Origin of the sequence: Aeromonas sp. R1-2 (genome assembly GCF_040908505.1) — a bacterium.
Lineage (GTDB): Bacteria > Pseudomonadota > Gammaproteobacteria > Enterobacterales > Aeromonadaceae > Aeromonas > Aeromonas veronii.
This window is the reverse complement of record NZ_JBFODU010000060.1, coordinates 121821-146952: the sequence shown is the minus strand read 5'-3', so window position 1 is coordinate 146952 and position 25132 is coordinate 121821. Positions and strand designations below refer to the sequence as shown.

At 58.0% G+C, this 25132-nt stretch carries 22 protein-coding genes and 1 pseudogene; 16 read left to right on the top strand and 7 right to left on the bottom strand.

Annotation, left to right across the window (positions count from 1 at the left end; translation table 11 throughout):
• Positions 1-4: 4 nt before the first annotated feature.
• From fdh3B to AB5Y76_RS21130, 3 genes are all read left to right on the top strand, one after another.
• Entirely contained in the window at positions 5-664 is a 660-nt protein-coding gene (fdh3B, locus tag AB5Y76_RS21140; RefSeq protein WP_005353752.1) for a formate dehydrogenase FDH3 subunit beta, read from the top strand.
• Positions 661-1632, top strand: coding sequence for a formate dehydrogenase subunit gamma (locus AB5Y76_RS21135; protein ID WP_127006726.1), 972 nt, complete (start codon positions 661-663; stop codon positions 1630-1632). Before fdh3B ends, AB5Y76_RS21135 begins: the two co-directional genes overlap by 4 nt.
• 160 nt (positions 1633-1792) lie before the next feature.
• On the top strand, positions 1793-2203 hold the full coding sequence (locus AB5Y76_RS21130) for a hypothetical protein (protein WP_013723543.1): 411 nt from the start codon (positions 1793-1795) through the stop codon (positions 2201-2203).
• Positions 2204-2290: 87 nt separating this feature from the next.
• Here the strand turns inward: AB5Y76_RS21130 and AB5Y76_RS21125 are convergent, their stop codons facing one another.
• Positions 2291-3055 carry an ABC transporter substrate-binding protein gene (locus tag AB5Y76_RS21125; protein ID WP_167572885.1) on the bottom strand — a complete coding sequence of 255 codons (765 nt, stop codon included), beginning with the start codon at positions 3053-3055 and terminating at the stop codon, positions 2291-2293.
• Between the two features lie 274 nt (positions 3056-3329).
• Here AB5Y76_RS21125 and AB5Y76_RS21120 point away from each other — a divergent pair, with 274 nt between their 5' ends.
• The gene (locus AB5Y76_RS21120; RefSeq protein WP_167572886.1) at positions 3330-5045 is read left to right on the top strand and encodes an NAD-dependent malic enzyme; all 1716 of its coding nucleotides are present in this window, start codon (positions 3330-3332) and stop codon (positions 5043-5045) included.
• An 87-nt stretch (positions 5046-5132) separates the two neighbouring features.
• Here AB5Y76_RS21120 and AB5Y76_RS21115 read toward each other — a convergent pair whose 3' ends face one another.
• Both AB5Y76_RS21115 and AB5Y76_RS21110 read right to left on the bottom strand, forming a co-directional pair.
• Complete coding sequence (locus tag AB5Y76_RS21115; RefSeq protein ID WP_318528141.1) at positions 5133-5474, bottom strand: RT0821/Lpp0805 family surface protein; 342 nt, start codon at positions 5472-5474, stop codon at positions 5133-5135.
• Positions 5471-6808 (bottom strand): Hint domain-containing protein, encoded by a 1338-nt coding sequence (locus tag AB5Y76_RS21110; protein WP_263716852.1) that lies wholly within the window; start codon positions 6806-6808, stop codon positions 5471-5473. The genes AB5Y76_RS21115 and AB5Y76_RS21110 overlap by 4 nt, the downstream gene beginning before the upstream one ends.
• Before the next feature lie 305 nt (positions 6809-7113).
• Between AB5Y76_RS21110 and AB5Y76_RS21105 the strand changes: the two genes are divergently transcribed.
• The 5 genes from AB5Y76_RS21105 (at position 7114) to AB5Y76_RS21085 (ending at position 12923) form a co-directional block, all read left to right on the top strand.
• Positions 7114-8352, top strand: a complete 1239-nt coding sequence (locus AB5Y76_RS21105) for a uracil-xanthine permease family protein (RefSeq protein WP_139463436.1) — start codon at positions 7114-7116, stop codon at positions 8350-8352.
• Between the two features lie 551 nt (positions 8353-8903).
• Positions 8904-9635 carry an ABC transporter substrate-binding protein gene (locus AB5Y76_RS21100; protein WP_263716851.1) on the top strand — a complete coding sequence of 244 codons (732 nt, stop codon included), beginning with the start codon at positions 8904-8906 and terminating at the stop codon, positions 9633-9635.
• A gap of 64 nt (positions 9636-9699) precedes the next feature.
• On the top strand, positions 9700-11226 hold the full coding sequence (locus tag AB5Y76_RS21095) for a methyl-accepting chemotaxis protein (RefSeq protein ID WP_216955896.1): 1527 nt from the start codon (positions 9700-9702) through the stop codon (positions 11224-11226).
• A 454-nt stretch (positions 11227-11680) separates the two neighbouring features.
• Positions 11681-12394, top strand: a complete 714-nt coding sequence (locus AB5Y76_RS21090; protein WP_263716850.1) for a helix-turn-helix domain-containing protein — start codon at positions 11681-11683, stop codon at positions 12392-12394.
• 10 nt (positions 12395-12404) lie between these two features.
• Complete coding sequence (locus AB5Y76_RS21085; RefSeq protein ID WP_019445799.1) at positions 12405-12923, top strand: hypothetical protein; 519 nt, start codon at positions 12405-12407, stop codon at positions 12921-12923.
• On the opposite strand, the gene AB5Y76_RS21080 is transcribed toward AB5Y76_RS21085, so the two are convergent.
• The gene (locus tag AB5Y76_RS21080) at positions 12913-13332 is read right to left on the bottom strand and encodes a GNAT family N-acetyltransferase (protein WP_026034976.1); all 420 of its coding nucleotides are present in this window, start codon (positions 13330-13332) and stop codon (positions 12913-12915) included. The two genes, AB5Y76_RS21085 and AB5Y76_RS21080, sit on opposite strands and share 11 nt — an antisense overlap.
• Positions 13333-13492: 160 nt before the next feature.
• Between AB5Y76_RS21080 and AB5Y76_RS21075 the strand changes: the two genes are divergently transcribed.
• Positions 13493-13993 carry an SRPBCC domain-containing protein gene (locus tag AB5Y76_RS21075; protein ID WP_005334766.1) on the top strand — a complete coding sequence of 167 codons (501 nt, stop codon included), beginning with the start codon at positions 13493-13495 and terminating at the stop codon, positions 13991-13993.
• 205 nt (positions 13994-14198) lie between these two features.
• On the opposite strand, the pseudogene glk reads toward AB5Y76_RS21075, so the two are convergent.
• Positions 14199-15170: pseudogene (glk, locus tag AB5Y76_RS21070) on the bottom strand (glucokinase); the annotation flags it as partial.
• Between the two features lie 347 nt (positions 15171-15517).
• Here glk and AB5Y76_RS21065 point away from each other — a divergent pair.
• From AB5Y76_RS21065 to AB5Y76_RS21055, 3 genes are all read left to right on the top strand, one after another.
• Complete coding sequence (locus AB5Y76_RS21065) at positions 15518-16372, top strand: MurR/RpiR family transcriptional regulator (RefSeq protein ID WP_005334759.1); 855 nt, start codon at positions 15518-15520, stop codon at positions 16370-16372.
• A gap of 163 nt (positions 16373-16535) precedes the next feature.
• Positions 16536-17975: a pyruvate kinase gene (pyk, locus tag AB5Y76_RS21060; RefSeq protein WP_005362071.1), complete on the top strand. Its 1440-nt coding sequence runs from the start codon at positions 16536-16538 to the stop codon at positions 17973-17975.
• 213 nt (positions 17976-18188) lie between these two features.
• Complete coding sequence (locus AB5Y76_RS21055; protein WP_236356172.1) at positions 18189-18974, top strand: hypothetical protein; 786 nt, start codon at positions 18189-18191, stop codon at positions 18972-18974.
• A 102-nt stretch (positions 18975-19076) separates the two neighbouring features.
• On the opposite strand, the gene AB5Y76_RS21050 is transcribed toward AB5Y76_RS21055, so the two are convergent.
• Both AB5Y76_RS21050 and AB5Y76_RS21045 read right to left on the bottom strand, forming a co-directional pair.
• A complete protein-coding gene (locus tag AB5Y76_RS21050) occupies positions 19077-20828 on the bottom strand; it encodes an amidohydrolase (protein ID WP_263716849.1) in 1752 nt (583 codons plus the stop codon).
• 66 nt (positions 20829-20894) lie between these two features.
• Positions 20895-21806 carry a GyrI-like domain-containing protein gene (locus tag AB5Y76_RS21045; RefSeq protein ID WP_193558684.1) on the bottom strand — a complete coding sequence of 304 codons (912 nt, stop codon included), beginning with the start codon at positions 21804-21806 and terminating at the stop codon, positions 20895-20897.
• A gap of 154 nt (positions 21807-21960) precedes the next feature.
• On the opposite strand from AB5Y76_RS21045, the gene fliE reads away from it, so the two are divergent.
• The 3 genes from fliE (at position 21961) to fliG (ending at position 25104) form a co-directional block, all read left to right on the top strand.
• A complete protein-coding gene (fliE, locus tag AB5Y76_RS21040; protein ID WP_005362062.1) occupies positions 21961-22278 on the top strand; it encodes a flagellar hook-basal body complex protein FliE in 318 nt (105 codons plus the stop codon).
• A gap of 62 nt (positions 22279-22340) precedes the next feature.
• Positions 22341-24050, top strand: coding sequence for a flagellar basal-body MS-ring/collar protein FliF (gene fliF / locus AB5Y76_RS21035; protein ID WP_005334750.1), 1710 nt, complete (start codon positions 22341-22343; stop codon positions 24048-24050).
• A complete protein-coding gene (gene fliG / locus AB5Y76_RS21030; protein WP_005334749.1) occupies positions 24043-25104 on the top strand; it encodes a flagellar motor switch protein FliG in 1062 nt (353 codons plus the stop codon). Before fliF ends, fliG begins: the two co-directional genes overlap by 8 nt.
• The last annotated feature ends 28 nt before the right edge of the window (positions 25105-25132 follow it).

Below are 25132 nucleotides of genomic sequence, written 5' to 3'. Positions count from 1 at the left end.
TCCCATGGCCAGAATGAAATTCATGTGTGACACCAAGCGCTGCATCGAGTGCAACGGCTGTGTGACGGCGTGCAAGAACGAGAACGACGATGCCCTCGAGTGGGGCATCCAGCGCCGCCGGGTGGTGACCCTCAACGACGGCCTGCCGGGGGAGACCTCCATCTCGGTCGCCTGCATGCACTGCACAGATGCCCCCTGCATGGCGGTCTGCCCGGCCGACTGCTTCTATCACACCGACGACGGCATAGTGCTGCACAACAAGGATCTCTGCATCGGTTGCGGCTACTGCCTGTTTGCCTGCCCGTTCGGGGCGCCCCAGTTCCCGAAAACCGCCGCCTTTGGCGATCGGGGCAAGATGGACAAGTGCACCTTCTGCGCCGGTGGCCCGGAAGAGGATCACAGCGAGGCGGAGCGCCAGAAGTACGGTGCCAACCGCATCGCCGAGGGCAAGCTGCCCATGTGTGCCGAGCTCTGCTCCACCAAGGCACTGCTGGCCGGGGATGCGCAGGTTATCTCCGATATCTTCCGCGAGCGGGTTGCCTATCGCGGTGCCCCTCACGCAGCTTGGGGGGCTGATGAACAGGCGCTTTATCGCGACGCCAGCAAACCTCACGATGGCAGAGGCAAGGGGCTCAAGCTTGGCAAGCAGGAGGATGGCCAATGAGACACTGGCTGACAGCGCTACTGACGGCCTTGCTGCTGTTCAGCGCGCCCGGCTTCGCTGATGCGCAGAAAGAGGCGGTCGGCTTTGCCGGCGCCGATTATTGGCGGGCGGTGAAGGATGGGCAGGAGGGGGTGACCACCTCCCGCTCGCCGGAGCACGGAGTGCTGATCTCGGTGCCGGGCCAGCTCTGGTTCGAGGTGAAGACCAAGTGGGTGTCGCCGCTCGGCGCCATCGCTATTTTCGGGTCGCTCGCCATGTGTGGCCTGATGTATCTGGTGGTGGGGCAGACCAAGCTCTCCAAACCGCGCACCGGGCGCAAGCTCAAGCGCTGGAGCCGGCTGGATCGGGCGCTGCACTGGACCACGGCAGCCATGTTCCTGACCCTCTCCGGGTCGGGGCTGGCCATCATCTACGGCAAGTACTTCATCAAGCCGGTGGTGAGCCTCGGGGTGTGGGAGAACTGGATCTGGTTTGCCAAGGTGTTCCACAACTACGTGGGGCCGCTCTTCTTCCTCTGCCTGATGGGGGTGCTCATCAAGTGGTTCCGCCACAACATCGTCAACATGGTGGATGTGCAGTGGTTCATGAAGTTTGGCGGCATGCTCGGCAAGCACAAGGGAAGTCACCCTTCGGCGGGCTTCTCCAACGGCGGCGAGAAGGCGATCTTCTGGCTGCTGATCTGGTTTGGCGGCATCGTCGTGGCGACCGGGCTGTTCCTCGACTTCCCCATCTTCGGCCAGCTGCGCCGCCAGATGGAGTGGGCCAGCTTCATCCATATCGTAGGCGCCTTGATCCTTATCTGCGGCTTTATCTTCCATATCTACATGGGTCTGTTCCAGCTGGAAGGGGCACTGGAGGGGATGGTGACCGGCGAGGTGGACGAGACCTGGGCCAAGGAGCACCACGACCTCTGGTATGAAGAGGTGAAGCACACCCTTGATGAGCCCAAGTCGGGCAAATCAAGCTGATGGTCGACTAAAGAGTAAAGAGAAGGGGCGCAGCGGCGCCCCTTTTGATGGCGGGTCGATGGTGATGGCAAATTGATTGAGCGATGCCGCAAACGGCGATGGTTTTTTGGGCCACCTTGAGCAACAGTAACAGGGGTTCCATTCACACAAGGGATGACAAATGATGAGAAAAGCATGGCTGGCAGCGGTATGTGCATCTGCGCTCTTCGGTGGTATTGCGGGCGTGGCGCAGGCGGCTGACGGGATCAAGACCCAGCAGGTGCAGTTCAAGAAGGGGGAGTCAGGGGCGACTATCAACGGCACCATTCAGGGTAGCCAGACCCTCGATTACAAGCTGACGGCCAACAAGGGCCAGAGCATGGTGGTGATCCTGACCGGCAAGCCCTACTTCAATATTCTGCCGCCGGGCAGCAAGGGGGAGGCGATGTTTATCGGTTCTACCGAAGGGAACAACTTTGAGGCGACCCTGCCCGCCAAGGGCACTTATACCATTCGGGTCTACCAGATGGGGGCGGCCGAGAGCAGCAAGGCCAAGACGCCGTTCAAGCTGGAGGTGGGCATCAGCGGCTAATGCGAGCAGCTGACAAGCATCACAGAGGTGGCGGCCACAAAGGGCCGCCACCGTTGTTTTATCCCCTCTGTTTTTGCCTCGCCAAGGTTAATAGTCCCCCCGGGAAAGCCGTTCGAAGTAGCGCTGATAACGTCCGCTGGCGATGGCCTGCTGCAACTGCTGATTGAACTGATCCCGCAGTTTGGCTGAATCCGGCATCTTGCGCGGGAACATCACGAAGCTGTCGTTGCGCAGAAAAGGGGTCTGACTGTGGGTGATGAGTGCCGCGCTGGCGGGGTCGAGCTGGCTCTGCAACTCGGCCAGACCGACTCGCAGCTCTTGTGGATAGAGGTCGATCCGCCCGCGCAGCAGCTTGCCGAAATTCTGCTTCACATCGGTGACTTTCTGTTGGGTTACCTTGCCATCGGCCACCATCTTGTCCAGCTCGGGCCCGTAGCTATAGGCGATATCGCCCCCCAACCGCATGCCGATGATCTGCTCAAGGCGCTCGGCCTGCAGCTGCCGTGATTTGAGGGAGAAGAAGACAAACTGCTCCTGCAGCACCGCTTCGCTGAACAGAAAATCCTGCTCCCGCTCCGGTTTGTGCATCCAGACGGCGGTGGCGTCGTAGAGCTGGCTGTTGGCCGCCAGCGAATAGACCCGACCCCAGGGGGCGAAGTGGAACTTCACCTCATAGCCCGCCTCCTTGAACAGATCGCTGATGAGGTGGGCCACTGGCCCGTGCTGTTTTGACTGCTCGGAGACGAAAGGTGGCCATTCACCCACGATGATGTTGAGTACCCGGCCCGGTGCGGCGAGAGCCGACTGGCAGGTCAGAAACAGCCACAGAGCAAGCAGCGGGATCAGGCGCATGGCAGGAAGAAGGGGACGCAGGCTGGCAGAGGCGAGGGCATCAGGTCACTCCCGGCTGTGATGCGGTGAAAGGGGCTGGGTTGCCCGCAATGCTAACATGAGTCTCATTCCTTGCCGTGGATATTTGTCTCGCCGGGGTCGCCGGGTGCCTATTTTGGCCGCAGGGTATGCCCAAGCTCACAAAACCGATCGAGTAAACGTCATATGATTGATTTCATTATGAGTCTTGCTCTCCTGCCGAACGGCAATTTCACGTAAATCAAAGAGAATGACTATGGCTACCGGACAATATCTGCTGTGGAAAGATGCACAGGGACAGGATTTTCGCCCCGTTGCACTGACCGGCACTGATCTGCTTAACAATCGATACCTCAACAAGGGCACGGCCTTCACCGAACAGGAGCGGGCCGATTTTGATCTCGATGGTTTGCTGCCGCCTCAGGTGCAAACTTTTGAAGCCCAGCTCGAGCGAGTGTATGAGGGGTTCAAGAGCGCTTGCAGCGATATCGAGAAGTACCAGAACCTGCGTGCCCTGCAGGATCGCAATGAGACTCTCTTCTATGCCCTGTTGTCACGCCATGTGGAGGAGATGACTCCCTACATCTATACCCCGACCGTGGGCAAGGCGTGCCAGGAGTTCAGCCACCGCTTCCAGAAGCCCCGCGGCCTCTACATCACCCCGGATAACGTGGATGACATGGGCAGTCAGGCCCGTCACTTCGATGCCAAATCGATCCGCATCATAGTCGTCACCGACAGCCAGGGCATTCTGGGGATCGGCGACCAGGGTGTAGGTGGTATGGGGATCCCCATCGGCAAGCTGGCGCTCTATACCCTGGGTGCCGGTATTCACCCCGCCTGCTGCATGCCTATCGCGCTGGATGTGGGCACCGACAACCAGAAACTGCTTGATGATCCCATGTATCTGGGCCGCCCCCACAAGCGTATTCGCGGCAAGGAGTACGAAGAGTTCATCGACAAGTTTGTGCAGGGGGTCAAGCGTCACTTCCCCAATGCCGTACTGCAGTGGGAAGACTTCAGCAAATCCAATGCCTTCAACAATCTGGCCCGCTACCAGCAGTCACTGCCGTCATTCAACGATGATATTCAGGGCACCGGTGCCGTGGTGCTGGCCGGTATTATCGGCGCGGTCAAGGTCAAGGGGGAGACCCTGGGTCAGCAGAACTATCTGGTCTATGGCGCTGGCGCCGGTGGGGTTGGCGTCGCGGATCAGATCTGCGCGGGGATGATCCGCGAGGGGATGGATCCGCAGGCGGCCCGCGATCGCATCTACATTCTGGATACCCAGGGGCTGGTGTGCGACAACCGGGACGGGCTCGACGAGTACAAGCGCCGCTACGCCAAACCGGGACTGCTGCTGGCGGGCTGGGATACCGAGGTGCCCGGCAAGGCCAATCTGGCCGATGTGCTGCGTCATGTGCCCATTAGCGTGTTGTTGGGTACCAGTGGCTCGGGCGGGGCCTTCCAGGAAGAGCACATCCAGCTGATGCTGCAGCATTGCGAGCGCCCCATGGTGTTCCCGCTCTCCAACCCGACCGCCAACTGTGAAGCGCTGCCGGATGATATCTACCGCTGGAGCAAGGGCAAAGCCATTGTCGCGACTGGCAGCCCGTTCAAGGATGTGAGCTACGAGGGGCAGGAGTTCCGGGTCGGGCAGGGCAACAACGTCTTTATCTTCCCCGGTGTAGGTCTGGCGGCCATCGTCAGCCAGCTCCGCGAGATCACACCCGATGTCTTCACTACTGCCGCCTTTGCGCTGGCCGAGTGCGTGAGTGAGGTGGACCTGGCTAAAGGGGCCGTCTATCCCCGCATTCGCGAGCTGCGCAGCATCTCGGTGCATGTGGCGACCGCCGTGCTCAAGGATATCGTGCGTCGGGATCCCTCCCACCCGCTGATCGGTCAGGATCTACAGCAGCATATCCTCAACCACATGTGGGAGCCGGTTTACCTGCCCTATCGTCGGGTATAACCGCATATTCACCGCTCGGATAACGGATCGGTAAAGATGACAAGGGGGTAGCGCTGCTACCCCCTTTCGTTTACCCCGTGGCATTCACTAAGTTCGCAATGGCCGCCAGCGCCCTTGCTGATTGCGACAGGCGGTATCCTGCCACTGCTGGCTCGCCTTGCCGATATAGAGTTGCTCGCGATAGTCGCGACACCACTCCCCGCTAGTATGGCGGAAGGTGCGTAGCGGGGTGACGCTACCCGAGTGACGATTAGCCGGATTGAACCAGGTGAGGCTCTGCCCTTTGGTGCGGGTTTCCAGTGCCTTGGCAAGGGCCTGATTGGCCAGTTGAACATCTGCCTTATCCATTTGATGGTAAAGCGGCGGAGTGTCGACCGTGGCGCAGCCAGAGAGGCCGAGCAGGAGGAGTGGTAACAGATAACGCATTATGGTTGCCCCTGTTGGCGAAAACCGTTGTTAAGCAGCGCCCGCTCCTGCTCATCGGTAAGCACTTGCTGGCGATCATCGACCGTGCCGTCACCTCTTAGTTTGTTGCCATTGGCATCGACAGCATCCACACCGTTGTCATCGACCGTGCCATCGCCCCTGAGCTTGTTGCCATTGGCATCGACGGCATCTACGCCGTTGTCATCGATGGTTCCATCACCCCTGAGCTTGTTGCCGTTGGCATCGACGGCATCCACGCCGTTGTCATCGACTGTGCCGTCACCTCTGAGCTTGTTGCCGTTGGCATCGACGGCATCTACGCCGTTGTCATCGATGGTGCCATCACCTCTGAGCTTGTTGCCATTGGCATCGACCGCATCCACGCCGTTGTCATCAACGCCATTGCCAAACCCGCGGCCACCACCATGGCGTTCTCCCCCTGCATGTTTTTCTCCACCAGCATGCCGTTCACCTCCACCATGCTGCTCTACGCCAGCATGCTCTCCCTGACCCTGATTATCGTGGCTGCTGCTCTCGTTATCACTGCCGCCGTCGCTATCATTGCCTCCGCCGTTGTTGCTGCCACCGCTGCTGTCGCTGCCTCCACCGCCGCTGTTGCCACCGCTGCTGTTGCTGCCACCGCCGCTGTTGCTGCCTCCGCCGCTGTTGCTGCCTCCGCCGCTGTTGCTGCCTCCACCACTGCTGCCCCCACTGCCACCATCGCCATCTTTGTTGTGAACGATCAGCTCATTGGCGATGTAGCTGTGGCTGCCATCGAGCAGCAGATTGAAAAGTGCGGTAGTGGGAGATGCCTCGATCCAGCAGAGTGACTCAACCAGCAGTAATTCCAGCTGGGGTTGCAGGGCCAGATTGCCCGTCACCATGACAGGTGCCGGGCGACACATTATCTGCATGCCGGTAAATAGCGGCAGCACCGCCAGTTGCGGGTTTTCGGTTCGGGTCATGGCCGGTGAGATGGCTGCCCAGCCCCGAGTGGTCAGCAGAGGGTGCTCTGCGGTAAAGAACGGGGGCAGATCATTGATCCCGTAGAGTCTGCGCTTGCCCAGTATGACCCGTTCGATCGCCAGGATCCGGTTACTGCCGCCGTGTTGATCCAGCACTCGTTCACCGACCCGGAGCGTCTCTATGGGGCGGGTGGAGCCATCGGCCATCGTGATGCGAGTGCCGGCGATAAAGCAGGACTTGGCATAGGCCTGATTCATTTGCCACTCATTTTGGGCGAAATCATAACTGAACGGGTTCGCAAACAGGGCGAGTGCGATGGCCGAGCCGATCAGCAATCTGCGCTGGCTGGCCTTGAATGGGGGCTGTGACATGGGGACTCCTTGTCCATCTTGATTCACAGGATCCAGTATAGAGCGCCCCCTGGCGGCGGCATTTTTGACCATGAACACAATAAACATGATGGAAAAACGATTGGCGTTCGTCACAATAATGCGTAAAATCGCATACTCGATGCTTGTAGCAACGAATCCCGCCTAAAAAGCCAGTTTCATGCCCTTCCCAAGCAGTAAAAGGTAACAAGTGACGTATTTGTGTTCATTTTGTGCCTTGGAAAAGTCTTGTGATGACTGAAAAGTGATAAATATCCCCATCAGTTATCAAAAAATTAAGGACATCCATGTTTTCCTTAGTCAAGCAAAGTGTCGCCGGGCTGCAAATCCTGTTTGTCGCCTTCGGTGCCATGGTTCTGGTGCCCCTGCTCACCGGATTGAACCCCTCCATGGCCCTGCTTGGCGCCGGTGTGGGCACCCTGTTGTTCCAGCTCTGCACCCGCCGCCAGGTCCCGATTTTCCTCGGTTCCAGCTTTGCCTTCATCGCTCCCATCATCTACGCCACCCAGACCTGGGGATTGCCATCCACCATGTTTGGCCTGTTTGCCGCCGGTTTCATGTATTTCATTCTGGCTGCGCTGATCCGGGCAAAAGGGATGGGCTTTGTGCACAAATTGCTGCCGCCCGTGGTGATTGGCCCGGTGATCATGGTGATCGGTCTTTCTGTGGCGCAGGTTGCCTGCAACATGGCGATGGGCCGCGCCGGTAGTGAGCAGGTGGTTCCTGCGGGGACTGCGCTGACGCTGGCCGGTATCTCGCTGGCGGTCACCCTGATTGCAGCTGTGTTCTGCAAGGGGTGGATCAAGCTGATCCCCATCCTGTGCGGCGTGATTGCCGGTTATGTCTCGGCTGTGTTCATGGGCCAGGTGAGTTTCGATGGCATGGTGAACGCCCCCTGGTTGGCGCTACCCCACTTCGAAACCCCGGAGATCAACTGGGCTGCTGCGTTGTTCATGTTGCCGGTAGCCATCGCCCCCTGTATCGAGCATATCGGTGGCGTGTTGGCGATTGGTGGCGTGACTGGCAAGGATTATACCAAGGATCCGGGTTTGCACCGTACGCTGGCCGGTGACGGCATTGGCGTCTGCTTTGCCGGTTTCATCGGTGGTCCACCCGTGACCACCTACGCCGAAGTGACCGGTGCCGTGATGATCACTCGCAACTTCAATCCGGTCACCATGACCTGGGCTGCGGTGTTTGCCATCATTCTGGCCTTCTTCGGCAAGTTTAATGCGCTGCTCACCTCCATCCCCATGCCGGTGATGGGTGGTATTATGCTGCTGCTGTTCGGATCCATCGCTGCCATCGGTCTCAAGACGCTGGTGGAATCCAAGGTGGATCTGGGGCTGTCACGCAATATCGCCATCGTTGCCGTGACTCTGACCGTCGGTGTCGGTGCGCTGGAGATGAAGATTGGCGACTTCGCGCTGGCCGGTGTTGGCCTGGCCTCTGTTGCCGCCATCCTGCTCAACCTGATCCTGCCTACGCACTCCGAAGAGGGTGTGATGGACGCGGCCAAGGATTGAGTTCCACCAGACGTTCATCGTTGATTTGGAGAAGGCCACCTCGCGGTGGCCTTCTGTTTTTCGGGTATCTAGCGCCACTTTTCGGCTCGGCGGAGCTCATCTGGAATCTAATTTGGAAGCAGATGAGGGGGTTAGCATTCTCATTTGACGTATCTCTTTTCGTGACCTTAGCTAAAGGACAGGTTTGGCTCTGAGGTCTCCTCGAGCAGTATGGGAAAATGGATGTTGGCGTTTTCTATCATTTCTCTCCCAGACCCCTGTCATAAAACGATGCGCTTTTTCTTTGCCACGGCGCTGTTGTATGGCAGAGGCTTATCCGCCCCACTCCGCACTCCCCTTATGCTGCCCTGGCATTTTTCCACCTCGATTTGTTGTGAGCCTGCCTCGCCGGTTGCGTTTCGTTGCGCACAGGCAAAATCCGGATCTGTTTGCTGCTGCACATGGGTGGGCGGCGAGCCGTGAAAGCCGGCATGACCCCAGCGGGTCAGACGTGCACCGCCATCGGTAACGGCGGATGTTCAGGGATGAATGGCAAGCAAAGCGAGGTTGCAATGAACTATCAACTGCTGTGGAAAAGTGCAATTTTTTCAGTCTCTTCCATGATGGCGATAAACACTGTTCAGGCTGCGCCACTGAACGTGATGACCGAGGATTACCCGCCATTCAACATGCAAGGAGAGGGGGGCAAGATTGTCGGGCTGTCGACCGAGGTGGTCGAAGAGCTGTTCAAGCGTGCCGGGGTCGAATACAAGCTGACCCTGATGCCCTGGAAGCGGGCGTACGAAGATACCCTCGGTACTCCTAATACCGCCCTCTACTCCACGACCCGCACTCCGGAGCGGGAAGCACTGTTCAAGTGGGTAGGGCCGCTGGTCAATAACAACTGGGTGTTTTTCTCCAGTTCGACCGCCAATATCACGGTCAAGTCGCTGGAAGATGCCAAGCAGTATTCGGTGGGTGGCTATAACGGTGATGCGGCCGCCGAATATCTCAAGGCCCAGGGATTTGCCAAGTTGCAGCTGGCGGCCAACGATACCGCCAACGTGAAGAAACTGGAGGCGGGCCGCATCGATCTTTGGGCAACCGGCCAGTATCTGGCGCCCTATCTGGCCAGCAAGGAGAAGGTGGCCTCACCCAAGCCGGTCTTCGTGTTCAAGGAAACCCAGATGAGCTTGGCGTTTAACAAGGATACGCCCGATGAGCTCATCACCAAGCTCAACGAGATCCTCGCTGCCATGAAGGCGGATGGCACCATCGACAAGATCAATGCCAAGTACCAGTAACAGTACCAATAGCAAGTGCCGCTCAATGGCACTGCGCCGGCTGCCGTAAAACCGGGAGGAAACCATGGATTGGAAAAGTCTGACGTTCAGGATTGCCGTGTTGACCTCCCTGTCGGTGAGTCTGCTACTGGTGTTGTTTGGCGCTTACAACTACAACGCGGTCAGGGCGGAGAGCTACAGCAAACAGAGTGCGCTGGTCGAACAGGCCATCGGCCGGCTGCAGCTCTCCCTGCCCGGCCCGCTGTGGAATTATGAATCTGCCTTCATCGAGGCATCACTCAAGTCCGAGCTGGCGGCCGATATCCTGAGTGCTTTGCTGGTGGTCAACAAGGACAAGCTGGTGGCCGGGTTTGCCCGTGACACGGCGGGGAGCATTGCCCCCGTGACAGCCATGCCTGCCGATGTGTCTGCCTACGGAGGGTATGATCTGGTCTATGACGACAGCGGCCAGAAAAACACAGTGGCCCGATTGCTGGTGCAAACCAGTGATGCTGCCATTCAGGCCCAACTGCGCCAGCAGTTGATCACCACCGTCTGGCAGATCCTGGTGCTCGATCTCTGCATCATCGCGTTGCTGATGGTGCTGATTCATCGCAATGTGCTCAGGCCGCTCCATCAGATGAATCAGGCGGTGTTTGATCTGGCCAAAGGAGAGGGGGATCTGACCCGGCGTCTGAAGATCAGCCGCCAGGATGAGATGGGCGCGCTGGCCACCAACATCAATCACTTTATTGCCAAGTTGCAGGAGATGGTGGCGGAGATCAACGAGCTCTCTGCCGGTGTGTTGCAAACCGCTGAACTCTGTGACTCCCTCTCGGCAGATACCCGGGTAGGCAGTGACGCCCAGCAATCCGAGCTGGATCAGGTCGCTACCGCCATCACCGAGATGAGTCAGGCTGTGCAGGAAGTGGCTGGCAATGCGGTGAAAACCTCTGGCGCTACCGATGAGGCCAACCTCTATGTGGAGCAGGGTTACAATCTGGCGGGCCATGCCAATGAGGCCATCCATCAACTGGTGGGGGAGGTGGAGCGGGTCGCCACCCTGATGCGCACCCTTTCGACCGAGAGCAGCAGCATTGGCACCATCATCGAGGTGATCAACGGCATTGCCGAGCAGACCAATTTGCTTGCCCTCAACGCGGCCATCGAGGCGGCGCGGGCGGGTGATCAGGGGCGCGGTTTTGCGGTGGTGGCGGATGAGGTGCGCACCTTGTCGGGCCGTACTCGCCAGTCGACGGAGGAGATCAGCGCCAGTATCAAGCGGTTGCAGCAAGCGACCCAGAATGTCGGGGCCGGCATGCAACAGAGTCAGGAGAAGGCATCCCGCGCCGGCATCGAGGCGGCAGATGTGCAGATATCGGTAGAGAAAATTAAAAATCAGGTCAGCCTGATCCGCGAGATGAACATGTATATCGCCCAGGCATCGGAAGAACAACACTCGGTGGCGGAAGCGGTCAGCCACAGCGTCAACCGGATTGCGACGCTCAACAGCGAGAGTGCAGCCAGAGTGGCAAAGGTTGCCGAGGCCAGCAGCGATCTGCGGCAGTTGTCGGCCCAGCTCGACACCCTGCTCAAGCAGTTTCGGGTCTAGTCACTTAACTTCGCCCCGTTGGATCATCCTGCGGGGCAGGCCGGTTCCCATTAATTTGAGGCGTGGCGAGATGTCGTGAGGGGCAAGGGGCCTTGTCCAGCAGAGCTTTTCGTCATGCCCATGTCACTGTTCAGCTGAGATTGGCGTGACCGCGATACGCGAAACTCGCAGCATCATGCTCTGCCCGATATGCTGTCCGACAGCGCTGGACGCATATTTTCATTTTCCCCGCTCATGCCTGCCTGCATCTATTGTGCCGCTGATCCCGACCCTTTAGAATTTCGTTTAATTACAGCGAGTCCTGAGCCGCCATCTGGCTTTATCAGGTGTGGAATCCCATCTTCTTCATGATGAATGCAAATAACAGGTGGTTGGTATGACGGGGGTTGCGCCAGGCAATAACATATCAGCCTATCACTTCGGTGATTATGTCTTTGATGTCAAAAGGCGAGAGTTGATCTTCTGTGCCGACAAGGACAACTTGCAAAGCGCCCGGGTGGTGCGCTTGTCATCGGCAGAGAGCCTCATTTTCAGCTATCTGCTCGATCACCATGACGAGGTGTGCGACAAGGATCTGTTGCTCGAAATCGGCTGGTTGGGTCGCCCCATCAGCCCCAACTCACTGAACGTGGCCATCGCCAATATTCGTCGCCACTTCGCCTCATCCCCCCAGACGCTGGATATCAGAAGTACCCCGAAAAAAGGGTACTCCCTGCATCTGAACTGCAAGATGAAGAGCTATTACGGCAAGGCACTGCCAACAGAGAGTGAGCCCTTGCCCGAGCCGATGAGCGAACCCACGCCTGCAGCGGCTGCGCAGCCACCGTCGACATCACCAAGCTCCGACCACGAGGTCATCAAAGAGCCTGCTGCTCCCCGTTCTTTTGGTGAGCGCGCCAAACTTGCCTTTCTCAGCGGTATCGGGCGGCCAATGCTGGCAAGGGTCCTGATATACGTCAATCTGCTACTGGTTATGCTGGTGGCGTTTGTCGCCAGCTATCTCCATTTCGAGTGGCTCCATGTGCACTGCACCGATTCGCCGACCGGCGTTGTTTGCCAGATGGAGGCACGGAGTGATGTGCCACCAGTCAAACCGGCATCGCTAGTGCTGGTCTCCGGCCACCAGGTTCGCGTGCTCTCCTATAAAGAACTCGAAAAAACGCTGTAAGGGATCTCTGATGAAACGAACGCTGAAAAATACCTTGCTGCTGTTGCCACTGCTTGTCGTGCTGCTGTTTGTGGTCGGGATGTTGATCAACAGTCTGGGCTGCCATTACGACCTGAAAATGTCGGCCAATGGAGTCAACTATCACGGGGTGTGCCGCTGGGGCAAAATCACCGTGATCGAAGAGGAGGAGGCGACCAGGGAGAAGTGGCGAGTGACCGGTTTTCAACTTACCTTCTTCAACCAGCTTGTTTACCTCATCGACAGTCGTACCCAACTGCACGAATCGGGTAACGATGACTCCTATCTCAATGAGTACAACCTGATCCAGTCGCAATATGCGCTGGTCAACTATGCCTGGGTGCCGCTGACCGAAAACAAAGTGGCAATTTTCCAGCGCGATCCGGTGCACGAGGTCGTGATTGCCCAGCGAGATGGCTGGTTTGATCTCTACCGCTGGTTCTTCCCCCCGGCACCGCTGGTGCCTGTTCAGCCGCAAAGCGCAGGTGCCGGGCGTCCCGCTAGCTTCTAAGCAACTTGCACCAGGGGCCGGTGATATCGCAGTGGCCTGTCTCATCACTGTTTTGCCAGCCCAGCCTATGGTAGAAGGCTACTGCCGCCGTGTTGCGGGTCGCAACCTTGAGCGAGCCGTGCGGCGAATCAGCAAGGCCCCGCTCCAGCAGGGCGCGCCCGATCCCCTGGCCGTGCCAGTCGCTTGACACATAGAGGTGATGGACGAAGTGATCGGGCTGCCAGATGGCGATAAAGCCGCAGATATTGCCCCCCTGCTCGGCTACCCACACCTGTTCACCTTTGGTCTGTTCCTCGAAATCCTCGAGTTGGAAACGGGCGGGATCGACCCAGTGAAAGGTGTGGCGGCGGCTTTTCAAAAACAGCCGAGCCAGTTGTGGAATGTCGTGTTCTTCCATGAGCCGGATCATGATGCCCTCCCGGATCAAGCCAATGTTCATTGAGGCAGCTGCATAGCGGCAGGTTAATCGATGCAAATGACAAGGGTGTGATTAAGCACTGTCCATTGTATTTGCCATGGGGCTATACTGCCGGAGTCCCTTGTATGGATGGCTTGAGGATCGCTGATTTATGGACAATAAACTGATTGAAGGCAACATTTTTGTTCCGGCGCACATAGACGATGTCTGGCACGCCTGGACTACCGAAAGCGGTCTGCGCAGTTTTCTGGCTCCCGAATGTTTGATGGTGGCCGAACCGAATGGTCCTTTCGAGATCTACTTCAGGCCTGATGCCCCGCTGGGTGAACGTGGCAGCGAAGGGTGTCGGGTCATGGCCGTCATGCCCTATGACCTGCTCAGTTTCAGCTGGAATTTCCCGCCCAGCCTGCCCCATATCCGCCAGCAAAAAACCCAGGTTTGCCTGCGCTTTGTGCCAGAAGGGCAGGGCACTCGCCTCTACTTCCTGCAGAGCGGTTGGGCCAATGATCCGGATTGGGATCAGGGTTATGCCTATTTTCGGGAAGAGTGGCTGGAGACCAGCCTGCCACGGTTGCAGTACCGTTTTACCCACGGTCCCATCGACTGGAACAATCCCCCCGACAAGGCACAGCTGAAGGCTCTGGCCCAGTAATTCCGGATATCAGACATAAAAAAAACCGGCCAAAAGGCCGGTTGAAACAGTTCAGGCTTGTCAGGTGACAAACGTATCCAGCGGATGAGAGTCGCTTTCCACTCCTTGTGAAGCACAACACTCTTGGTTACGTGCGGCTACTTTATGCCATTCACACTGAATCGAGGCTGAACCATGGATGATCCCGCCTCGTTCCCCCCTTCAATCAGATAGTGATCCCCATCGACTGGCGCAAGTAAGCGCCCGCACCGAGTAGCCCCGGCCCTTCATGGGTGATCAGAAACACCGGGATCTCCTTGAGGTAGGACTTGAAGCGCCCCTTGTCTTCAAAGGCGACCCGGAAACCGGAACCGGTAAAGAACTCCTGGAAGCGCGGCACTATGCCACCTGCGATATAGACGCCGCCAAAGGTACCCATATTGAGGGCCAGATTGCCGGCAAAGCGGCCCATCAGCACGCAGAACAGGCTCAAGGTGCGACGGCAATCGAGGCACTCACCCGCCAGCGCACGTTCGGTAATGTCTTTGGGGGCAAACGGCTCTGGCTCACGGCCATCGGATTTCACCAGCCCGCGATAGAGATTGACCAGGCCCGGGCCGGAGAGGAAACGCTCTGCCGAGACATGGCCCAATTCGCCTCGCATTACTTGCAGCACCGCATCTTCCTCTTCGGTGTTGGCAGCAAAATCCACATGACCACCTTCACCCGGCAGGCTCAGCCACTGCTCACCCGCCTTGACCAGATGAGCGACCCCAAGGCCGGTACCCGCACCATAGATGGCGATGGGCTTACCAGCCACTGGCGCCGCGCCGCCCAGCTGGATGCGATCCGATTCAGCCAAGACCGGCACCGCCATCGAGACCGCAGTAAAGTCGTTGATCACTTGCAGGCGTACCAGCCCGAGATTGCTCTGCATCTCGCTGATGGAAAACTCCCAGCTGTGGTTGGTCATGGCAACCCAGTCACCGTTGATGGGGCAGGCGATGGCGATGCAGGCTTCAGCCACCTGTACCTTGTGTTCCTCCAGATAGAGGCGTACCACGGCTTCAAGGCTGGGATGGGCCAGACCTGAGTAGGTCTTTGCCTGAGAGATAGTACCGGTGGCCAGCTCACACAGGGCCAGACGCGCATTGGTGCCGCCGACATCGCCGACCAGCGCATGGGTATGCTGCATAACAACTCCTTCGTTACAGGATGGGGACGACTCTGGTGTCCCGAGATTATTGTTGGATTATGACGGCCCATTCTATCCGAGCTCAGGCTTGCTCACCCGCCGGATCGATACAAACGTGCGCCTGCTCACAGTGTTGTTGCTTTGCAACATTTGTAAGCGCTTTCATGGCTAGGTGACGTTTTGTAACGAAAAGTACGAAATAATTAGAGATGAGTCATACTTTGTATGGCAGGCGTTAGTTGCGATAACCGCTTGTCTTGTATAGTCCTTAGCTTGAATGGAAACTTGCTTAGCCGTAGATTGAGTGCAAAGACACTGAAGCTAAATTACAAAAACGCCTGGTGGTGATGATGAATACCCTTGATAAAATTACGAACAACTTGGAAAGTTTCAGTAAATCAGAACGCAAGGTTGCCGAGGTGATCCTGGCGTCTCCCCAGACCGCCATCCACTCCAGCATCGCTGCTCTGGCCAAGATGGCCGACGTCAGTGAACCGACCGTCAACCGCTTTTGCCGCCGTCTCGATACCAAGGGCTTTCCTGATTTCAAACTCCATCTGGCCCAGAGCCTGGCCAATGGCACTCCTTACGTTAATCGTCATGTGGAAGCGGAAGATGGGCCTGATACCTACACCGCCAAGATCTTCGAATCCACCATGGCTTGTCTGGATGCCGCCAAAAACAGCCTGGACATCTCTGCCATCAACCGCTGCGTCGATATCCTGACCCAGTCCAAGAAGATCAGCTTCTTCGGCCTTGGTGCCTCCTCCGCCGTTGCCCGCGATGCCCAGAACAAATTCTTTCGCTTCAACATTCCGGTAGTGAGTTTTGACGATATCGTCATGATGCGCATGAGCTGCATCAACAGCAGCGAAGGGGATGTGGTGGTACTTATTTCCCACACCGGCCGCACCAAGGCGCTGGTCGAAATCGCCGCGCTGGCTCGCGAGAACGACGCTACCGTGATCGGCATGACCGCCAAGGACTCCCCGCTGGCCCGCGAGTGCAATCTGGTGCTCTCCATGGATGTGCCGGAAGATACCGATGTCTATATGCCGATGGCATCCCGCATCGCCCAGCTGGCGCTGGTGGATGTGCTGGCGACCGGTTTTACCCTGCGCCGGGGGATGAAATTTCGCGAAAATCTGAAGAAAGTAAAAGAGGGATTGCGCGAATCCCGCTTCGAAACCCCGCACTCTTCCTGAACCGTCGGGGGCTCAGGCCCCCGACTGTCTATGCCACCCGCCTTGGTGTAGTATTGTAATTTAATAACAAAAACCACCCAGATGGTTTGCAAACGGGTGCATCGAGCCATGGGCTTGATGGGGCAGAATCTCAAGTCATATCAACTTCATATTGGAGTCTTTCATGCCTAGACGTACAAAGATTGTAACCACACTCGGTCCGGCTACCGACCGCGAAGGGATCCTCGAAGGGATCATCCGCGCCGGGGCCGACATGGTGCGGATGAACTTCTCTCACGGCACTGCTGAAGACCATATCCTGCGCGCCAATCAGGTGCGTGACATTGCTGCCAAGCTCGGTCGTCACGTCGCCATCATGGGTGATCTGCAAGGCCCGAAAATCCGTGTTTCCACTTTCAAGGATGGCAAAATCTATCTGGCCATCGGTGACAAGTTCATTCTCGACGCGGCACTCGGCAAGGGTGAAGGTTGTCAGGAGCAGGTCGGTATCGACTACAAGAGCCTGCCAGACGATGTGGTGCAGGGCGACATCCTGCTGCTGGACGATGGCCGTGTGCAGCTGAAGGTCGAGCAGGTTGAAGGCACCCGCATTCACACCACGGTGACCGTGGCCGGGCCGCTCTCCAATAACAAGGGCATCAACAAGAAAGGGGGGGGGCTCTCCGCTCCGGCCCTGACCGAGAAAGACAAGGAAGACATCAAGACCGCTGCCCGCATGAATGTGGACTATCTGGCGGTCTCTTTCCCTCGCTGTGGCGATGATCTGCGCTACGCCCGTGAGCTGGCCCGCGAAGCCGGTTCCAATGCCAAGATCGTGGCTAAAGTTGAGCGTGCCGAAACCGTCGCTACCGATGAGGCGATGGAAGACATTATCCTCGGTTCCGATGCTGTGATGGTCGCCCGTGGCGATCTGGGTGTTGAGATCGGTGACCCCGAGCTGGTTGGCGTACAGAAGAAGCTGATCCGCCACTCCCGTCGTCTGAACCGTGTGGTGATCACCGCTACCCAGATGATGGAATCGATGATCAATGCGCCGCTGCCGACTCGTGCAGAGGTCATGGACGTGGCCAACGCCGTGCTGGATGGTACCGATGCGGTGATGCTCTCCGCCGAGACTGCCGCCGGTCAGTTCCCCATCGAGACAGTGACCTCCATGGCGAGCGTCTGTGTCGGTGCCGAGAAGCATCCGAGCCTGAACGTCTCCAACCACCGCATGAGCTACACCTTCACTTCCGTTGAAGAAGCTGTAGCCATGTCCACCATGTATGCGGCCAACCACCTGGAAGGGGTCAAGGCGATCGTGGCACTGACCGAATCCGGTACTACGCCGCTGCTGATGTCCCGTATCAGCTCCGGTCTGCCGATCTTTGCTATGTCTCCCCACAACAAGACCCTGGCCTGGACCAATCTCTACCGTGGCGTCACTCCGGTGATGTTTGACGGTGACGAGACCAAACCGGTCTACGAAGTGTGTCGCGACGCGCTGGCCGTGCTCAAGGAGAAGGGGCTGCTGCAAAGCGGCGACATGGTGCTGCTGACTCACGGTGACAAGATGGAAACCGTGGGCAGTACCAACACCTGCAAGGTGATGATGGTCGAATAAGCCCGTCCGGTTTTACTGTGCTTAAAAAGGCTGCTCCTCTTTGATGAGCAGCCTTTTTATTAACCGCTGTCGGGCTGTGGCGGGATAAACAGGACTCAATGATTGCTTAACCGGATTCCCCTTCCGATAATGCGGGGGTGATTTTCAGCGGGTAGCCTGTTGTTGGTGATCGCCCCAGGTAACCCAGACACTCGATAATACGGGAGTGAAAAAATGAACAAGCGTAACTGGTTGCTGGCCTTGTCACTGAGTCTGGCCTTCTCACCCTGTTATGCCGACTGGGCCAAGCTCAAGGCCGCAGCGTCTGATCTGGGAGCGGCAGTGAGCGAGACCAGCAAGGAGGTGTGGCAGGATGTCAGCGATTTCTCCAAGAAGAGCTGGGCTTCCATCTCGGCCTGGGGAGAGGATGCCTTCAATACCGCTGGGGTCTGGACCGACAAGAGCATCGCGACCGGCAAGGAGTGGCTGAAGGCGGCCGACAAGGAGCTCAACGAGATGCTCAACCCCAAGACGGCGAAAGAGGCGAGGATCGCGCTCAATACCATGGCCGACACTGCGCTGATCCGGTTGTTCAATGAGCAGCCATTAGCCAAGTTGTTGTTTGACAAGGCTTATGGCTATGCAGTGTTCGATTCGCGCAAGTTCTCCCTGATGCTGCATACCAATCAGGGGGCCGGGGTGGCAGTCAATCGCAAAACCGGCAAGCACACCTATATGAAGATGTTTGGCGCAGGTCTGGCGGCCGGGATTGGCGGCAAGTTCTATCAGCAGGTGATCCTGTTTGAAGACAAGGCCAGATTCGATGCCTTCGTGACCAAGGGGTGGGAGGCCACCTCCGAAGTGGGCGTGGTGGCTGGCAAGGAGAGCGCCGAGTTGACCGCCAAATATAATGGCGGCATGGCCATCTACCAGATTGGCGAGAAGGGTTTGCTGCTCGATGCCAATATCTCCGGCTCCAAGTACTGGATTGACAAGGACTTGACTGAAACGAGCCAATAATTGCGTTGTTATCAACCTGTCACAGCACACCATGGCTTCGCCATAAGCTTGTCGTGATCTTGCCAACAGGCCCGCAGTGCGGGCCTGTTTGTTCTCTCGGTGTCAGTGGGCTGAATAGACCTGCTTGCCCTTGAACATGGTCCAGAGCACCTTGGTCTCCTTGAGCTCTTCGCTTGCTACCTGTTCCAGATTGCGATCCAGCAAGATCAGGTCAGCACTCTTGCCCGCGCTGATGGAGCCAATCTCTTTCTCCCGTCCAATTACCTTGGCGGCGTTGAGGGTATAGGCCTGCAAGATGGCCTGACGGCTGATCTGCTCGCTGGCGGGGGGCAGCAAGCCAAGCTCCCCTTGACGAGTGATCGCGGTATACATGGCGAGGAAAGGGTTGGGGCTGGAGACCGGCCAGTCACTGGCACCGGCGATAATGGCGCCGCTTTGCAGCAAGCTGCCTGCCGGATAGAGGCGGGCTAGCAGTGCCGGGGGCACTTTTCCTTCAAGCAGCAGGGTGGTCGCCACGTTTTTACCGGCCCATAACAGTTGCATCGATGCGGCCACATTGAGCGGTTTGAAACGGGCAATGCTGGCCGGGCTCACCACCTCCAGATGGGTGATGCTGTGCAGCAAGCGGTGATCCTGATTGTGGGCCCGGGCATAGGCGATGGCATCGAGGGATTCACGGACGGCCCGATCGCCGATGGCATGAAAGTGAGCGATAAGTTGATGGGCATCCGCGGTGCGGATCAGCTCGTTGAAACGCTGCTTGTCCAAATCGTCCTTGCCGCTGTAACCGGGACGGTTGAGGTAGGGCTCGCTCAACTTGGCGGTCTGGGATGGATACTCGATGACACCATCTTGCAGGATCTTGATCCCCACCAGTTTAACGTCCGGGGCGTCTTGAAACTGCTGTTGCAGCGCCAATACGTCATCAATGATGGCGGGTGATGCGTGGATCCCCACCAGTGCCAGTGCGGACACATGTCCAGTCAGCTTGCCTTCCCGGGAGAGCATGCTGTACGCCGGCAGCAGGCCGGTATCGCGGCGATCCGGCTCGGCGTTGAAGATGGGCGCAAGGGGGCGAATGTTGCTGATAGGGTCCATCCAGGCGGTAATGCCCACCTGATTGAGTTGTTTGGCGGCAGTCATGATGGCACTGGCAATCGTCTCGTCGCTGACGGGGGGCAGCGCCTTGAGGATGGCATCCCAGCCGCCTTCCGAGGCAAAGCCATTGAGCTTGCCGGATGGGGTGAGGCCAAAATTGCCTTTCAGCGGAGCATAACGACCGTCAAGGGTGTCGGCATCAATGCCAGCCTTGCGCAGCATGGCCTGATTGGCCCAACCGGTGTGGGCATCCGAACCGGCCAGCACTACCGGGATCTGCCGGTATTGCGGGCCATTGAACACCTCATCAAGCAGGGGAAGCTGATGCCAGTAGTCGAGGGAGACATTGCTGTATAGCTCTACATCGCCCAGTGTCAGGCGGGGATCATCCTTGCTGCGGGTCAGAAATTGCTGCACCTGCTCAACCTCACTCATGGCATCAGGAAAGTTAACTGTCATCCCCTGAAAACCGGCAAATGCCGCATGAACATGGCTGTCGATGAGCCCCGGCATCAGGTACTTTCCTTTCAGATCAAGACGCTTGGCATGGTTGCCTAGGCGGGCGCTGACCTCCTGATAGCTGCCGACTGCCACTATCTTTTTACCTTCAATGCCGACCGCTTCCGGGTGAGGGTTCGCCGGATCACCACTGTAGATGGTGCCGTCAAAGATCAGTGTCTGGCTCTGTGAGTGGGCATTGGCGGCAGCGGGAAGCGTTACCAGCAGGCTGGCGAGAAACAGCGTTTTGATATTCATGGGCATGACTCCGTCGCTTCGGTGCCCGAAGGCACCGAAGTGGGTAAATGGAAATGAGGTATCGGCTTATCGGTTGATCAGCGGGATACAGATATCAAACACGTAATGCTCCCGGTCGGGGTCCGTGTCTGCGTGGTATTGCTCGTAACACGGGCGATCGTCGCAGTTCAGCCCTTGGCCCACTACCCAGCGAAACGCCGTTTCCCAGCAAGCGACCAGTTGATCGCCGCGAGCGATAAACTGACAAACCGCATAGGGGCCCGCTGCGATGGTCTGGGTGGTTAACTGGCGCCCAGCGTGGATCTCTGGCCCCAGCTCGATGCAGACGTCAGTACGACAATGGGTCTCATCGGTGATATCGGGGATATCCCAATAGAGACTCAGGGTTCCTGCTGGTGTCATCGCTTCGTCTGAGGCGAACAGCGCGAGCAAATCCCGATGAGCTTGCTCGCAGGTCTCCTTGCCATAGGGGCCCAGGCGGCGCATGTACGCCACGCGCCTAGCGGGCATCTGCCTGACGCTTGCCCCCTGCAACAGACCCGGGTGTTCGGTGACCGGGTGCATGACCAGGCCATCATAGGTGTCAAAGGGAAGGGGATCGTTTCCAATCTTGCTTTTCCAGTTTCCCCCCTGCTGCTGGCGGTATTCCGAAGGGCTCATGGCGAAGTGCAGGCGAAAGGCCTTGGCGAAATTCTGCGAGCTGGAGAACCCGGCGGCCAGTGCGAGGGTGGTGATATCGCTCTGGGGGGAGGCGAGCAAGCGACGGGCAGCGCGTTCCATACGCAGGCGCCGGGTAAATCCGGCAATGGTCTCGCCGACCATCGTCTTGAAAATACGGTGGAAGTGGAAGGTGGAGATGGCTGCCGCTGCTGCGACCTCATCCAGGCCCGGATTGTCATCCAGATGGTGGCTGATGTAGTCCATCGCCTTGAACACGGGTTTGCGATAATCCAGAGCGGACTCCTTGCCAGCCAGCAAAAGTGGGCGTCAGAGTCGGATTTAATCAGAGCCACCTGCCGTTGTCGAACCCGTCCGGCCTGGTCTGGCCACTCATCCTCGTCGCGTTTTTAACGCATTGGCACTCAAATTGCTTGTTGCATGCCAGCGTCAATGATTTGTCTGGGGATGGAAAATGGAAATTAGTGCAAGCAGCCTGATGCAAGAGATGCAGGCGCTCAAGATCGAAGCAGGCGCAACGCCGCTGGCACAACCCGGTCGTCAGGTAACCTCCGACTTTGGTCAGCTGCTGCAACAGGCGCTTGGCAACGTCAACGAGCTGCAAGGGGCCGCCAATGATCTGCGTACCCGTTTCGACATGGGCGACAAGTCGGTGGATCTGGCCGAGGTGATGATCGCGGGCCAAAAATCCTCCATCGCCTTTGAAGCCACGGTACAGGTGCGCAACAAGATGGTCGATGCCTACAAGACCATCATGAACATGCCGGTATAAGCGACGCCAATAAACCATGACGACTGAACATCATGAACATGTCAGCAATAAGGACATAAATCGTGGCTACTGACCAAAACGGCGATCTGCTGATAAACGATGAGGGCACCGCCGCCCTCGATGAAAATGAGCAGAAGAGTTCGGCGCTGGGCTTCCTGTCCAACACCGATGTGCTGCGGCAAATCACCCTGATCCTGGGGCTTGCCATCTGTCTGGCCATCGCGGTGTTTATCCTGCTGTGGGGCAAGGAGCCGGATATGCGTCCCCTCGGCACCTACACCACCCAGGAGCTGGTGAAGACTCTCGACTTCCTCGATCAGCAGAAGATCCCCTACGAGGTGGATGGCAAGAGCGTGCTGGTCAACGCCGAAAGTTACCCCACTATCCAGCTGGCCCTGACCCGTGCCGGTCTTGCCAATGCCACCGATAGCAACATCGGTGGTGAAGATATCCTGCTCAAAGATTCCAGTTTCGGCGTCAGCCAGCGGATGGAGAGCGAACGTCTGAAACTGAGCCGCGAGCGTCAGCTGGCGAGCGCCATCGAGCAGTTCCAGAATGTGGCCAAGGCCCAGGTGCTGCTGGCCATTCCGAAAGACAACGTGTTTGCGCGCAACGAACGTAAACCCAGTGCCACCGTGGTACTCAACCTGAAAGGGGCGGCGCTGGGGCAGGGGGAGGTGGACTCCATCGTTGATATGGTCGCTTCCGCCGTGCATGGCCTTGAGCCGACCCGCGTCACCGTCACCGACCAGAATGGCCGCCTGCTCAACTCCGGCTCGCAAGACCCGATCTCGGCCCAGACTCGCAAAGAGTTTGCCATGCAGCAGAAGCAGGAGCTGGAGTACAAACAAAAAATTGACGCCATTCTGATCCCGGTGCTGGGGGCTGACAACTATACGGCGGAAGTGGATCTCTCCCTCGACTTCTCCCAGCAGGAGCAGACCCGCAAGACTTACAACCCGGACCTGCCTGCTGTGCGATCCGAGATGACCATGGAAGAGAACAGCGCCAGCGGCAGCAACGGTGGTGTGCCTGGCGCCCTCTCCAACCAGCCCCCTGCCGCCTCCAATATTCCCGAGGAGGCGACCGGTGGTGATGGTGCCAGCGCTGCTGCTTCGGGCCGCTCCCGCAAAGAGGCGACTCGCAACTTCGAGCTGGATACCACCGTCAGCCATACCCGTCGCCAGATGGGAGGCATTCGCCGCATGACTGTTTCGGTTGCCGTGGATTACAAAGCGGTACCTGGTGCCGATGGGGCCGTGACCCGTGAGGCGCGCACCCAGGCAGAACTCGATACATTGCGCCGTTTGCTGAGCGGTGGCCTTGGCTTTGATGTGACCCGTGGTGATACCCTTGAGGTGGTCGCGATTCCGTTCAATCGCCCAGAGCTTGATACCGTGGCCGAGGTGCCGCTCTACGATCAGCCCTGGTTCTGGCGTGCGGTGCGGATTGCCGCCTCGGTACTGGTGATCATCGTCTTGATCGTCACCGTGGTTCGCCCCATGCTCAAGCGACTGCTCTATCCGGATGCCAAACCGGAAGGGGAAGTGGATTTCGACAACCACACCGTACTGGGTGGCGACGACGAGTTGAGCCTGCTGTCAGCACAAGTCGAGAACGATCAGGTATTTGGTGTACGCGATGGCCAGCTGAAACTGCCGGATCTGCACCGTGACGAAGACTTGCTCAAGGCGGTACGTGCGCTGGTGGCGAACGAGCCGGATCTGGCCGCTCAGGTCATTAAAGAATGGGTAACGAACAAAGATGCCTGAAGAAAAGAAGAGTCAAGTCACCGGCAATGACATCACCGACAGTCAGCGCCAGATCCTCGACCAGATGTCGGGGATGGAGATGGCTGCGGTGCTGATGCTGAGCCTCAATGAAGAGGATGCCGCCCAGATCTTCCGTCATCTCGAGCCCAAGCAGGTGCAGCGGCTCGGTATGTCGATGGCCTCCATGTCTGACTTCAGTCACGATCGGGTGGCGGCGGTGCACCGTCAATTCATCGACGATATCCAGAAGTACACCAACATCGGTATCGGCAGCGAAGACTTCGTGCGCAAGGCGTTGGTGGCGGCCCTTGGCGAGGACAAGGCGAGCAACCTGGTGGACCAGATCATTCTCGGTTCCGGCGCCCGCGGCCTCGATTCGCTCAAGTGGATGGATGCCCGTCAGGTAGCCAGCATCATCCAGAATGAACACCCGCAGATCCAGACTATCGTGCTCTCCTATCTGGAGCCGGAGCAATCCGCCGAGATCCTGAGCCAGTTCCCGGAGCAGGTGCGCCTCGATCTGGTGATGCGTATCGCCAACCTCGAAGAGGTACAACCGGCGGCACTGCAAGAGCTGAACGACATCATGGAGAAACAGTTCGCCGGTGCGGCCGGTGCCCAGGCAGCCAAGATGGGCGGCCTGAAGGCTGCCGCCAACATCATGAACTATCTGGATACCAATATCGAAGGCCAGTTGATGGACTCCATCCGCGAGTCGGACGAAGAGATGAGCCAGCAGATCCAGGATTTGATGTTCGTGTTCGAAAACCTCATCGATGTGGACGATCGCGGCATCCAGACCATGCTGCGGGAAGTGCCTGGGGATCTGCTGCAACGCGCCCTCAAGGGCTCCGACGATCAGATGCGCGAGAAGATCTTCAAGAACATGTCCAAACGGGCGGCCGAAATGCTGGCAGACGATCTGGAGGCCATGGGGCCGATCCGGGTCTCCGAAGTGGAAGCGGCCCAGAAAGAGATCCTCTCCATCGCCCGTCGTCTGGCGGATGCTGGCGAAATCATGCTGGGTGCCGGTGGCGGCGAGGAGTTCCTCTAAGCCATGGCCCATAAACCGAATTGCGATG